The following is a 12,975-nucleotide window of genomic DNA, read 5'->3' as shown; positions in this document are numbered from 1 at the left end:
CGGGTCTCACTTTGGCAACCTGGGTGTCATGATGGTGGGGTGAACGACATCGACGCCCCCCTCCCCCCGGACGCGCTCGCCCGGCGCCTCACCGAGGTCTACGACCTGGTCGGCCCCCTCTACCGGCGCGCTCAGCGCGGCGTCGAGCAGGGGCTGGCCGCCGACGGTCTGTCCGTGGGCGTCCGCGCCGTGCTGACGATGCTGCGGCGCGGCGGACCGATGACCGTGCCGCAGATGGGCCGGGCCCAGGCGATCAGCCGTCAGTTCGTCCAGCGGATGGTCAACGAGGCCGCGGCCCTGGACCTGGTGGAGAGCACCCCGAACCCGGCGCACCGCCGGTCGTCGCTGATCCGGCTGACCGACCGGGGCCGGGCCGCGATCGACGGCGTCCTCGACCGGGAGCACCGCCTGCTGCGCGAGGTCGGCTCGGACCTCACGGACGCCGACGTCACCACCTGTCTGCGTGTGCTCGGGGCCATGCTGACGGCCCTGGACGACGTGGCGGACGCGTGACCTACTCCCCCATCACCAGCCCGTCCTCGGCGGCGCCCCGGCTGAGCACCACGTCGCGGATGCGGTCGCGCACGGCGCGTACGTCGGCGCCCTCCTCGATCGCCCGGTTGAGGTTCACCACCCGGCCGGCGTCGACGTCGAACAGCTGCGGGACGAACTCGGCCTTCGTCACCCTCCAGCGCTCACCGGTCCGCCCGGGCGGGGCGAAGGTGAAGCGGCCGATGGCCGACTGGTTGCCGCGCGGATCGCGGACCCCCGCGTCGTTGACCATCTCGCCCGCGACCTGGTCCCCCATGCCGTAGACCACCCAGGTGCCGTTGACCTTCTCGTAGGCCTGCGGGACGTGGGCGTGGGTGCCGAGGATCAGGTCGATGTCGGGGCGGTCGCCGGTGCGTGCGGCGGTCAGGCTCCGGGCCAGGGCCAACTGGTCCTGGTCCGGCTCATCCTGCCACTCGGTGCCCCAGTGCAGCGACACGACGACGACGTCGGCGCCGGCCTTCCGGGCGGCCCGCGCGTCGTCGACGATGCGCGCCTCGTCGATCAGGCCGACCGCCCAGGGCTGGTCCGCGGGCAGCGGTTGGCCGTTGGTGTGGAGGGTGTAGGCGAGGTGGGCCACCTGGGCCCGGCCCGCGCGCAGTACCGTCGCGAGATCCGCCTCGTCCTCGGTGCGCGCCGTCCCGGCGTGCCGTACGCCCGCGCGGTCGAGGGCGTCCAGGGTGCGGCGGATGCCGTCCGCGCCGTCGTCCACGCTGTGGTTGGAGGCGGTGGAGCAGCCGTCGTAGCCGGTGGCGGCCAGCGCCTTCGCCACCTCGGGCGGGGACTTGAAGAGCGGGTAGCCGCTGTAGTCGCCCCTCGCGCCGTAGATGGTCTCCATGTGGCACAGGGCGATGTCGGCCCGCGCGACGACGGGCCGGGCGCCGGCGAGCATGGGGCGGAAGTCGTAGCCGGTACCGCCCGCGTCGAAGCGTGCCCGCTCGATGATCGAGTCGTGCGGGAGCACGTCCCCGGAGGCGACCAGGGTGAACCCACCGGTGTCCGCGGCGGACGGGGCCGGCGCCGGCGGTTTCGGCGGTTCGTGGTCGTCGGCCTGGCAGGCCGCGCCCGCGGTGAGGAGGGCGGTCAGGGCCAGGGCCACCTGCCGACTGCGTGTGATCATCCGTTCACTCCGCTGGGTCGCACACACCGATGGAAAGTCACATTTACTTACAAACAGATAAAGAGGCGCGGCTTGTCACCGGTGGCTCCGACACGCCCATTAGCCCGTCCGGCGTGCGCGAACGGGGCGCCCGGACCACCCTCCCGCCGCAGGCCGGCCGCGCGCCGACCGTTCGTCGAACCGTTCGTCGACGCGATCGACCGCCCGCCGCACACCCGTGCGCACGCCCTGTCCCCGCGCGGCCCCCTGCGGTGCCATACGGCCATGACGGCCGGAATCACCCTGACGGACACAGCGAACGGGACGACCGCCGAGCACGAGCTCGCCGCACTGCAACGCGAGCACGGCCGGCCGCTCTTCGCGCTGCTGCTGCGGCTCAGCGACGGCGACCGGCAGCGCGCCGAGGACCTGGTGCAGGAGACCCTGGTCCGCGCCTGGCAGCACCCCGAGGCCCTGCGCGCCGACGACTTCGACTCCGTACGGCCGTGGCTGCTGACCGTGGCCCGGCGGCTCGCGATCGACGCGCGCCGCGCCCGCCAGGCACGCCCCCCGGAGGTCGGCGACGCCGTACTGGAGAACGCCCGCGTCTGCTCCGACCACGCCGAACGGGCCGCCGCGGCCCTCGATGTGCGCGAGGCTGTGAAGACACTCACTCCGGAGCACCGTGAAGTCCTGGTGCTGGTGTATTTCCAGGGGGCGAGTGTGGCGGAAGCCGCGGCCACCCTCGGCATCCCACCCGGTACCGTGAAGTCCCGCGCATACTACGCGCTGCGCGCCATGCGCAGGGTGCTACCGGGATACGCCGCCGACCTGCGGTGAAACCGGCCCTATGGTCAAACCTCCGTAAAGCGCCTTGCCCAGGACCCCGGTTGAGTAATCGGCTGTCCTCATCCGTGTTCCGGACGGGGGCCCATGACCCGGGTCGGGCGACGCGCACGCACCGGAGGAAGGCAGGAAGGGATGCTGCACAGAGGTCAAGAGAGCACGGACGGCACCGGTGGGGGCGAACTGAGCGTTCCCATGGCGTGGTTGTACGCCGAGTACATCGCCGACGAACTGCTGCGGACCGGCGACCTGATGCCGCCGACGTCCTTCGAGTTCCGCGCCGGCCGCGACGCGCTGGCGCTCACCGTCTTCCTGTCCGACACGGAGAACGAGCTGAGCGGCATCCGGGTCGTCACCCACCTGGAGACCTGGCTGTCCCTGACCGCCTACGACCAGCCCTGGCACGAGTGGGTGCACGGACGGCTGGCCGAGGTCACGGCCGACGCGGTGGCCGCCGGACGCCACTCGCCGGACCTGGAGCTGGCCCGGGCCGCCTGGCGCTGGCTTCAGGACACCGAACTGCTCGCCCCGGACCTGAACGCGGTCCCCGGCGGGGCGCCGGTGACCGGGGAGGACGAGGGGCCGAAGGTGTGGACGCCCGCCTGGCAGCTCGGGCTGCCGCTGGGGCACCTCGCCATCCACCTGTTCTAGCCGCCCCGGACGGCCTCGCGAACCTTTCCGAAGGAGGGACCAATCCACGCCCCGGGCCGCTCCGAACACCTTGGTCGCGATTCCGTCGTGGCTTGAGTGATTCGGCTGTCCGGTGCGTACGGGTGGGAGCAAGGAGTAACCCCACCCGCACCCGACGGTACGAGGATTCGTCATGAGGTCCCTGGAAAGGCATCGTGACGTCGGCGCCTACGCGCTCGGCGTGCTGGACGAGGCGGAGGCCTTCCGTTTCGAGGACCACCTCATGGAATGCCCCCGATGCTCGGCCCAGGTGACCGAATTCGGCCCCGCCGCCCGCCAGTTGATGCTTTACCGGGAGGCGACGCCCCGTATCGTCCACCCGCTGACCAGGCCGGGGCCGCGGCTGCTCGACCGGCTGCTGTCCGCGGTGGCCACGCGCCGGCGGGCAGGCCGCAGGCGGGTGCTGTACGCCGTGGCCGCCTCCGTCGTGTGCGCCGTGGCCGGGCCCGGCGCCGTGCTGTACGCGAGCCAGGGCGGCCAGGCGGCGCCGGTCACCGCGACGGACGCCCGGTCCGGGGTGTGGGCGAGGATCACGGCCGAGGACGAGATCTGGGGCACGGACGTGCGACTGGAGGTCAAGGACGGGGCCGGCCCGCGTTCGTGCCGGCTCGTCGCCGTCGGCCGGGACGGGTCCGAACAGACGATCACCAGCTGGATGGTCCCCCGGCACGACGCCCGGCCCCACACCATGCGCGGCGGGGCCGCGCTGCATCCCGGCCAGATCGACCGCTACGAGGTGCGCACGGCGGACGGCGAGCGCCTGGTGACGCTGCCGGCCGGCTGACCGCCGCCCCGGCCACCGCCGCTCACCGCGTCGGCGCCGTCATTTCAGCAGCCGGGACATCCTGCGGTCCGCCAGCGGTTTGCCGCCGGTCTGGCAGGTCGGGCAGTACTGGAGCGAGGAGTCGCTGAAGGAGACCTCGCGGACGGTGTCGCCGCACACCGGGCAGGGCTCCCCGGTGCGGCCGTGGACCCGCAGCCCGCTCTTCTTCTCGGCCTTCAGGCGTCCCACGGCGATGCCCCGGGAGCGTTCCACGGCCTCGGTGAGCGTGTCGCGCAGCGCCGCGTACAGCCGGGCGGTCTCCTCGTCGGTGAGGGAGGCGGCCAGTTTGAACGGGGACATCCTGGCGGCGTGCAGGATCTCGTCGCTGTACGCGTTGCCCACGCCCGCGATCAGGCTCTGGTCGCGCAGGGCGCCCTTGAGCTGCCGCCGCTCACCGTCGAGGAGGGCGGCGAAGCGTGCCGGGTCGAAGTCGTCGGCGAGCGGGTCCGGGCCGAGCCGGGCCACGCCCGGCACCTGCCGCGGGTCGGCCACGACGTACACCGCGAGCCGCTTCTGCGTGCCCGCCTCCGTCAGGTCGAAGCCCGCGCCGGTCTCCAGGGCGACCCGCAGCGCGAGCGGGCCCTTGCCGGGTCTGGGCATGCCGCTGGGGAGGCTGTCCTTCCAGTGCAGCCAGCCGGCCCGGGCCAGGTGGGTCACCAGGTGCGGGCCGTCGGCCGTCTCGACGTCGAGGAACTTGCCGTAGCGGTGCACGGCCGTCACCTGGTGGCCCTCCAACGCCGTGAGCGGGGGGTCGTACGTCTTCAGGACGCTGATCGCCACGGGCAGGACCCGGGCGATCTCGCGGCCGGTGAGGTGCTCGGTCAGGAAATCGCGGAGCGCCTCGACCTCGGGCAGTTCTGGCATACGTCCAGAGTGCCACCGGCGACCGACAGTGCCAGTGGGTTCAGCCCGCGCCGTGCGCCACCTCGAACTGGGCCCACACGACCTTCCCGCCGCCGCGTGCCTCCACGCCCCACTCGTCGGCGAGCGTGTCGACCAGGAGCAGGCCCCGCCCGGACACCCCGTCGTCCCCGGCCTCCCGGCGGCGCGGCAGGGCGCTGGAGGAGTCCTCGACCTCGACCCGCAGCCGCCGCTCGGTTCCGGTGAGCAGCCGCAGGGTGACGATCGCGGAGCCCTCGGTGTGCATGAGGGCGTTGGTCATCAGCTCGTCGGCGACCAGTTCGATCTCGTCGCTCTGGGCCTTGGCGCCCCAGGAGCGGACCGCGGCGCGGATCATGTGCCGGGCCTCGGTGAGGCCCTCGGGGTCGCCCGGGGAGACGTGCTGCTGGACCCGGCCGAAGGTCCGGGGGGCGCCCAGGCCGTGGCGGCGCAGCACCAGCAGCGCGACGTCGTCGTCGCCGCGCCGCTCGTCGACCACGTCGATCAGCCGGTCGGCCAGGTCCCGCACGTCCCGCGGTCCGGAGGTGATCAGCGCCGTGAGGACGTCCATGCCCTCGTCGAGGTCGGCGCCGGGCTGCTCGACCAGGCCGTCGGTGCACAGCAGCAGGGTGTTGCCCGGGTCCAGCTCCAGGGTGGCGACCGGGTAGGCGAGGCGCCCGAACTCGGCGGACAGGCCGAGCGGCAGCCCGCCCTCGACGCGCACCAGGCGGCAGGTGCCGTCGCCGAAGCGCAGCAGCGGGTCGATGTGTCCGGCGCGGACCACCTGGACCACTCCGGTGCCCAGGTCGGCCTCGGCGTACAGGCAGGTCGCGAAGCGGTCGGTGTCCAGCTCGTGCAGGAAGACGGAAGCCCGTGCCATCACCGTGGCCGGGGGGTGGCCCTCGGCGGCGTAGGCGCGCAGCACGATGCGCAGCTGGCCCATGACGGCGGCGGCGTGCGTGTCGTGGCCCTGGACGTCGCCGATGACGGCGCCGACGCGCCCGCCGGGCAGCGGGATCAGGTCGTACCAGTCGCCGCCGATGTCCCGGCCGAGGGCGCCTCCGATGGAGGCCGCGCGGTAGCGGACGGCGACGTCGCAGCCGGGCACGCTGGGAATGGTGCGCGGCAGCATGGCCTGCTGGAGTCCCTCGGCGAGGTCCATCTCCTGCTCGTAGAGCATGGCCCGCTGGAGGCTCTGCGCGATACCGCTGCCGAGCGCCACCAGGACGTTGCGGTCCTCCGGGGAGAAACCGTGCCGGTCGCTGTAGAGCAGCCCGATGGCGCCGATGGGCCGGGCCTGGGCGATCAGGGGCAGGTAGGCGGCCGCGGTGATGTCGAGGTGGGTGATGCCCTGCCACAGCTCGGGGTAGCGCTCCGCGAACTCCTCCGGCGACTCGATGAAGCGGGGGCTCAGCGTCCGCACGGCCTCGCTCATCGGGTACGGCTCGTCGATCCGGGTGACCCGGGTCCCGGGGATGAAGCTGTTCTCCGGCCCGTCGGCGACCAGCCGGATGCGGCCGGCCTCGACCAGGCCCATCACCAGGCTGGTGGCGCCCAGCCGGGTGAGTCCGTGGGTGTCGCGCAGCACGTCGATGACGTCGTCCACCGTGCGGGCGTGCGCGAGGGCGGCCGTGGCGAGCTGGACGACGTTGGTGAGCCGGCGGCGCGCCTCGTCCTGCGCGGCCTGCTCCCGGTTGGCCGCGATGTCGGCCACCTCCTGGGTGGCGTCGCGGACGATGCCGATGATCCGGCGGGGGCGGCCGGTCTCGTCCCGGCGGATGTAGCCCTGGGTGTGGGTCCAGCGCAGGGTGCCGTCGCGGCGGCGCAGCCGGAAGTAGGTGCCGTAGTTCTCGCTGCCGTCCTTCATGGCCCGGGCGACGATGGTGTCCATGCGGCGGCTCTCCGCCGTGGGCACGCGCAGCGCCAGCGACTCGGGGCGCCCGTCGTACTCCTCCGGGCGCAGGTCGAACACCTCGTGGGCCTGGGCGTCCATGTGGAACAGTCCGGCGTCCAGGTCCCAGTCGAAGCTGCCCATGCGGTTGAGCGCCAGGATCGGGTCCGGGTGGGCGGGCCAGTCGTCCGGGAGTGACGGGGCGCTCGCTCCCCGATCAGACATGGACCCCACCTTGCCAGGATTTGTCGGAATCTTCGACTCCTGGTTCGCCGGCCCGTGCCGGAGGGCCTCCGGTGGGGGCCCGCCAACCGGGCGGGGTACACGAAGCGGGTACGAGAGGAGCCCGGCCGTGGACTGGTTCATCGCACCCGACTACTGGCCGGCCCGGCTGGTCTTCCAGCGGGCCCTGGCCGTCGTGTACCTGGTCGCGTTCCTGACGGCGGCCCTGCAGTTCCGGGCGCTGCTGGGCGAGCGCGGTCTGACGCCCGTGCCCCGCTTCGTCGAGCGGGTGCCGTTCTGGCGGGCGCCCAGCCTGTTCCAGTGGCGCTACTCGGACCGGCTCTTCGCGGGCTGCGCCTGGGCGGGCTGCGCGGTGTCGGCGGCGCTGGTGGCCGGGCTGGACTCGCTGCTGCCGCTGTGGGGGGCGATGCTGCTGTGGCTGGTGCCGTGGGCGCTGTACCTCTCGATCGTCAACGTCGGACAGACCTGGTACTCGTTCGGCTGGGAGTCGCTGCTCCTGGAGACCGGCTTCGTCGCCGTGTTCCTGGGCAACGAGGAGGTGGCGCCGCCGGTCGTGGTGCTGTTCCTGCTGCGCTGGCTGCTGTTCCGGGTGGAGTTCGGGGCGGGTCTGATCAAGATGCGCGGCGACGAGTGCTGGCGGAGGCTGACCTGTCTGGACCACCACCACGAGACCCAGCCGATGCCCGGCCCGCTGAGCTGGTTCTTCCACCATCTGCCCCGGCCCCTGCACCGCGTCGAGGTCGCCGCGAACCATGTCACGCAGCTGGTGGTGCCGTTCCTCCTGTTCGCCCCGCACCCCGTGTCGACGGCCGCCGCCGCGCTGATGATCGCGACCCAGCTGTGGCTGGTGCTCTCGGGCAACTTCTCCTGGCTCAACTGGATCACCATCGTGCTGGCCCTGTCGGTGATCCGCTTCCCGGCCGGTCCGCCGTCCACCGCCGCCGCCCCGCTCTGGTACGAGGTCGTGGTCCTGGCGGTGGCGGCGCTGCTGGTGTTCCTGAGCCACCGGCCGGTGCGCAACATGATCTCCCGCCGCCAGGTGATGAACCGCTCCTTCGACTCGCTCCACCTGGTCAACACGTACGGCGCCTTCGGCTCCGTCAGCCGGGTCCGGTACGAGGTGGTGGTCGAGGGCACCGCCGACGAGGTGGCCAGGAAGGACGGCGACTGGCGCGCGTACGAGTTCAAGGGCAAGCCGGGTGATCCACACCGCTGGCCGCGCCAGTTCGCGCCGTACCACCTGCGACTGGACTGGCTGATGTGGTTCGCCGCGCTGTCGCCCTCCTACGCCGGATCGTGGTTCGGCACCTTCGTGGAACGGCTGCTGGAGAACGACCGCGCCACGCTGCGGCTGCTGCGCAGTTCCCCGTTCCCGCCCGACGCGCCGCCGCGCTTCGTGCGCGCCCGGCTGTTCCGGTACCGGTACACGACCTGGCGGGAGCTGCGGGAGACGGGCGCGTGCTGGGAGCGGACGTATGTGCGGGAGTACCTGCCGCCGACCCAGCTCACCTCTTCCCGGTGAGCCGGGCCCGTCGCGGCGGAGGCGCTAGGCGCGCTTGAGCCGCAGGGTCATCAGCTGGAACGGACGCAGCCGTACGGTGATCCGGTCGCCGTCCAGCCGAGGTGCCTCCGCGTCCGCCAGCGGGCGTTCCAGCAGGTCGGTCACCTGGACGTCCGTGGCCTCGAACCCGGTGGTGAGGGTGGCGCGGGCCCGGCCGCCGTGGGCCTCGTGGAAGCGGACCACGACATCGCCGCTGCCGTCGTCGGCCAGCTTGACGGCGGTCACCACGACCGCGTCCCGGTCGACCGTCACCAGCGGCGCGACCTCCCCGGCGCCGCCCGTGAGGTGCCGCTCGGGCAGGTTGATCCGCCAGCCCTCGCGCACCGCGTCGCCGATGCCCGCGCCGGGCACCAGCGCGTGCCGGAAGCGGTGCACGCCCTGGTCGGTCTCGGGGTCGGGGAAGCGCGGGGCGCGCAGGAGGGAGACCCGCACGGTGGTGGTCGTACCGGCGTCGCCGTCGGTGCGGACGGTGCGGGTGACGTCGTGGCCGTACGTCGAGTCGTTGACGACGGCGACGCCCCAGCCGGGCTCCTCCAGGTGTACGAAGCGGTGGTTGCAGGCCTCGAACTTGGCGGCCTCCCAGCTGGTGTTGGTGTGGGTGGGCCGGTGGAAGTGCCCGAACTGGGTCTCCGACGCGTACCGTTCGGCGTGCACGTCGAGCGGGAAGGCGAGCTTGAGGAACTTCTCCGTCTCGTGCCAGTCGACCTCGGTGTCCACCTCAAGACGCCGCTCCCCCGGCGCCAGGGTCAGCACCTGGGTGACGCGGGAGGACCCGAAGGAGCGGACGATGCGCACCGAGGCGCCGTCGTCGCCGGGGGCGACCTCGTCGGCGTCGGTGAGGTCGGTGACCGTGTTGCGGTAGAACTCGTCGACGTCCCAGGCGTCCCACATGTTGGGGAAGTCCGGGTGGAGCTGGAGCAGGTTGCCCGCCCCGCCCGGTGCGATGGTCTCGCGGTCGGCGGCAAGGTCGTGGGCCGACACCACCAGTCCCCGGTCGTCGATCTCGACGCGCAGCAGGCCGTTGTCCAGGACGTGGCCGCCGCCGGGGCGGGGAGTCAGGACGGTCCGCCCCTCGGGGGCGGGGGACGCGGCGGCGCCCGCCGGGACCCCGGCCCGCGCGTGCGGGGCGGAGTTGAAGACCAGTGGGGTGTCGCCCTCGCCGGCCAGGGCGCGCTGGGCGGCGTCGATGATGCCGTTCAGTTCGGCGGCGACCCGGTCGTAGGTGGCGCGGGCCTCGCGGTGCACCCAGGCGATGGAGGAGCCGGGCAGGATGTCGTGGAACTGGTGCAGCAGGACCGTCTTCCAGATGCGGTCCAGCTCGTCGTACGGGTAGGGGAACCCGGCGCGCACGGCCGCCGTGGCCGCCCACAGCTCGGCCTCGCGCAACAGGTGTTCGCTGCGGCGGTTGCCCTGCTTGGTCTTGGCCTGGCTGGTGAGGGTGGCGCGGTGCAGTTCGAGGTACAGCTCGCCGACCCAGACGGGAGGCGCGGGGTTCTCGGCCTCGGCCTTCTCGAAGAAGGCGTGCGGGGTCTCCCATTCGACCGTCGCCGAGCCTTCGAGGTTCCTCAGCCTGGCCGCCTTGGCGACCATCTCGCGGGTGGCGCCGCCGCCGCCGTCGCCCCAGCCGGTGGGGGCGAGGGAGTGCCGGGCGACGCCCTTGTCCTTGAAGTTCCTCGCCGCGTGGGCGATCTCGCTGCCCTTCATGGAGCAGTTGTAGGTGTCGACGGGCGGGAAGTGGGTGAAGATCCGGGTGCCGTCGATGCCCTCCCAGCGGAAGGTGTGGTGCGGGAACTTGTTCGTCTGGGACCAGGAGATCTTCTGCGTCAGCAGGTACTTGGCGCCGGCCGCCTTGATGATCTGCGGGAGGCCCGCCGCGAAGCCGAAGGTGTCCGGCAGCCACGCCTCGTCGTTCTCGACGCCGAACTCGTCGAGGAAGAAGCGCTTGCCGTGCACGAACTGCCGGGCCATGGCCTCCGAGCCGGGCATGTTGGTGTCCGACTCCACCCACATGCCGCCGGCCGGCACGAATCGCCCGTCGGCCACGGCCTTCTTGACCCGCGCCCACACCTCGGGCCGGTGGTCGCGCACCCACGCCCACTGCTGGGCCTGGGACATGGCGAAGACGAAGTCCGGCTCGTCCTCCAGCAGGGCGGTCATGTTGGAGGTGGTGCGGGCCACCTTGCGGACGGTCTCGCGCAACGGCCACAGCCAGGCCGAGTCGATGTGCGCGTGCCCGACAGCGCTGATGCGGTGCGCGGAGGGCACGGCGGGGGCCGACAGCACCTCGGTGAGGCGGGAACGCGCCTGCTCCGCCGTGCCGTTGACGTCCTGGAGGTCGATGGCGTCCAGTGCCCTGTCGACGGCGCGCAGGATCTCCCAGCGGCGCGGCGACTCCACGGGCAGCTCGGCCATCAGCTCGCCGAGCACCTCCAGGTCGAGCACCAGGTTCCACACCGTCTCGTCCAGGACGGCGAGGTCCATGCGGGTGAGGGTGTACTGCGGTTCGCTGCCCGCGGTGTCCTTGTCGCCGAGCCGGGTCGGCACGAAGGGGTGGTAGTCGAGGATGACGGGGTTGGAGGCCGCCTCGACGTGCAGGCGGACCTCCTCGCCGCCCTCGACGGGGGCGCCGATCCGCACCCACTGGTTGCGCGGGTTGAGGCCCTTCACGGGGGTGCCGTCGGGGCGGTAGACCAGCCCCTCGCACTGGAAGCCGGGCATGTTCTCGTCGAAGCCGAGGTCGAGGATCGCCTCGACGGTCCTCCCGGCCCACTCCTTCGGCACGGTGCCGGTGACGCGGAACCAGCTGGTGCCCCAGGGCGCGCCCCAGCGGGCGCCGACCTCGATGGGACGCGGTTCGGCGGCGAGTCCCTCCGCGACCGGGACGGGCTCGCCGGGCGCGTTCCAGACCGCCACGTCCAGCGGTACGGACTCGGGGTAGAGGGCGGGGCGGACACGCTCGTCGAGGACGCGCTTGAGGCGGGCTTCGACCAGGTTGCGGTCGTCATGCATGCGGGAGCTCCGGGGTCGGGGGGCGGGTGGTTGCCAGGGTGGGTCGCGGGGGCGGGGGCCGACGTCAGGTACAGCTCCCCAGCGGCACGCGCTTCGAATCGTGCGGCGCGCTCGTTGTGCCGCGCGGGGCCGGGGTCACGGGACGGGCACCTGGTCGGGGGCGACGACCTCGGTGATGCCGCGGGCCGCGAGGTGCCCGCTGTCGGCGGCGCGCGTGTCGAGGACGGTGGTGGGGCGGGCGCCGTCGGCGACCAGCCGGAAGAAGGCGTCGAAGACGGCGCCGCCGGGGGCGCAGGCCGAGCGCGCGGCGGGGTCGGCCGGCACGGCGAGGGCCGTGGTGCGCGGGGCCGGGGCGGGGCGGGCTCCGCCACGGACCGCGCGCGCCGCGCTCGCCAGGACCCGTGCCGTGTCCTTGGGGCGGCGGTCGTTGGTGAGGAGCCCGAGCCCGTACTCCAGCTCCGGGAAGTCGGCCAGCGCCCGGGACACGTCGTGGGAGCACCACCAGGTGATGCCCCACAGGTCCGGGCAGTCCAGGGCGTTCTCGACGGTCGCCTCGGTGAAGGCGGCGGCGTGCTCGGCCGGGACCAGGGGCGCGGGGGCGCCGACCTCCTGGAGCCAGACCGGGCGGTTCGGGTCGTCGGCCCAGGCCTTGCTCAGCTCGATCAGGTAGGCGGCGTGGTGCTCGCTGGGCACGGAGGCGCGGCCGTGGCGCTGGGCGGTGCCGTTGAAGACCCAGGAGTGCACCGCGGTGACGGCGCCCCGCCGGGCGGCCTGGGCCGGGGTGAAGGGCTGGTCGTCCTGGTACCAGGTGGCGTCGTACTCGGCGTGCAGGTGCGTCCGGCCCGGGGCGCCCTCCTCGCAGGCGGCCAGCATCCGCTCCAGCCAGACGTCGATCTGGTCGCTGGTGGCGCGGTCCGGGTCGGGGTGGGGTCCGGCGGAGAACTGGTTGACCTCGTTGCCGAGGGTCATGCCCAGGAAGTTGGACCGTCCGGCCAGCGCGGCGGCGAGGGCGCGCAGGTAGGCGGCCTGGCCCTCGACGACGTCGGGGTCGGTGAACAGGTTGCGCCGGTGCCAGGTGCGGGTCCAGGCCGGCACGTAGTCGAAGCTGCTCAGATGGCCCTGCAGGCCGTCCACGTTGACGTCGAGGCCGCGTTCGCCGGCCGCGTCGACCAGCGCCACCAGGTCCTCGACCGCGCGCTCGCGGATCAGGGCGCGGTTGGGCTGGAAGTAGGGCCAGAGCGGGAAGACGCGGACGTGGTCCACGTCCAGGGCGGCGATGGAGTCCAGGTCGGCGCGTACGGAGTCGAGGTCGAAGTCGAGCCAGTGGTGGAACCACCCCTCGCTCGGGGTGTAGTTGACGCCGAAGCGCACGGCAGAAGGCATGC

At 73.0% G+C, this 12,975-nt stretch carries 10 protein-coding genes; 5 read left to right on the top strand and 5 right to left on the bottom strand.

What is annotated here, in order from left to right:
• Window positions 1–39: 39 nt before the first annotated feature.
• A complete protein-coding gene (locus ACZ56V_RS19565) occupies window positions 40–513 on the top strand; it encodes a MarR family winged helix-turn-helix transcriptional regulator (RefSeq protein ID WP_398916809.1) in 474 nt (157 codons plus the stop codon).
• Window position 514: 1 nt separating this feature from the next.
• Here the strand turns inward: ACZ56V_RS19565 and ACZ56V_RS19560 are convergent, their stop codons facing one another.
• Window positions 515–1,669 (bottom strand): CapA family protein, encoded by a 1,155-nt coding sequence (locus tag ACZ56V_RS19560; RefSeq protein ID WP_468943776.1) that lies wholly within the window; start codon window positions 1,667–1,669, stop codon window positions 515–517.
• Window positions 1,670–1,933: 264 nt separating this feature from the next.
• On the opposite strand from ACZ56V_RS19560, the gene ACZ56V_RS19555 reads away from it, so the two are divergent.
• From ACZ56V_RS19555 to ACZ56V_RS19545, 3 genes are all read left to right on the top strand, one after another.
• Window positions 1,934–2,488, top strand: a complete 555-nt coding sequence (locus ACZ56V_RS19555) for a sigma-70 family RNA polymerase sigma factor (RefSeq protein WP_356370585.1) — start codon at window positions 1,934–1,936, stop codon at window positions 2,486–2,488.
• Window positions 2,489–2,629: 141 nt separating this feature from the next.
• Window positions 2,630–3,145 (top strand): hypothetical protein, encoded by a 516-nt coding sequence (locus ACZ56V_RS19550; RefSeq protein WP_003977917.1) that lies wholly within the window; start codon window positions 2,630–2,632, stop codon window positions 3,143–3,145.
• Between the two features lie 172 nt (window positions 3,146–3,317).
• The gene (locus ACZ56V_RS19545; RefSeq protein WP_468943773.1) at window positions 3,318–3,968 is read left to right on the top strand and encodes a zf-HC2 domain-containing protein; all 651 of its coding nucleotides are present in this window, start codon (window positions 3,318–3,320) and stop codon (window positions 3,966–3,968) included.
• A gap of 39 nt (window positions 3,969–4,007) precedes the next feature.
• Here ACZ56V_RS19545 and ACZ56V_RS19540 read toward each other — a convergent pair whose 3' ends face one another.
• Together ACZ56V_RS19540 and ACZ56V_RS19535 are read right to left on the bottom strand one after the other, a co-directional pair.
• Entirely contained in the window at window positions 4,008–4,871 is an 864-nt protein-coding gene (locus tag ACZ56V_RS19540) for an Fpg/Nei family DNA glycosylase (RefSeq protein ID WP_468943770.1), read from the bottom strand.
• 40 nt (window positions 4,872–4,911) lie between these two features.
• Window positions 4,912–7,002 (bottom strand): SpoIIE family protein phosphatase, encoded by a 2,091-nt coding sequence (locus ACZ56V_RS19535; RefSeq protein ID WP_398916819.1) that lies wholly within the window; start codon window positions 7,000–7,002, stop codon window positions 4,912–4,914.
• Between the two features lie 127 nt (window positions 7,003–7,129).
• On the opposite strand from ACZ56V_RS19535, the gene ACZ56V_RS19530 reads away from it, so the two are divergent.
• Window positions 7,130–8,542 (top strand): lipase maturation factor family protein, encoded by a 1,413-nt coding sequence (locus ACZ56V_RS19530; RefSeq protein WP_468943766.1) that lies wholly within the window; start codon window positions 7,130–7,132, stop codon window positions 8,540–8,542.
• A gap of 24 nt (window positions 8,543–8,566) precedes the next feature.
• On the opposite strand, the gene ACZ56V_RS19525 is transcribed toward ACZ56V_RS19530, so the two are convergent.
• Window positions 8,567–11,590 carry an alpha-mannosidase gene (locus ACZ56V_RS19525; protein ID WP_468943763.1) on the bottom strand — a complete coding sequence of 1,008 codons (3,024 nt, stop codon included), beginning with the start codon at window positions 11,588–11,590 and terminating at the stop codon, window positions 8,567–8,569.
• Window positions 11,591–11,725: 135 nt separating this feature from the next.
• Window positions 11,726–12,973, bottom strand: a complete 1,248-nt coding sequence (locus ACZ56V_RS19520) for a glycoside hydrolase 5 family protein (protein WP_467382112.1) — start codon at window positions 12,971–12,973, stop codon at window positions 11,726–11,728.
• Window positions 12,974–12,975 lie beyond the last annotated feature (2 nt).

The organism is Streptomyces sp. NPDC034099 (genome assembly GCF_055575415.1).
This window is presented reverse-complemented; position numbering and strand designations above follow the sequence as displayed.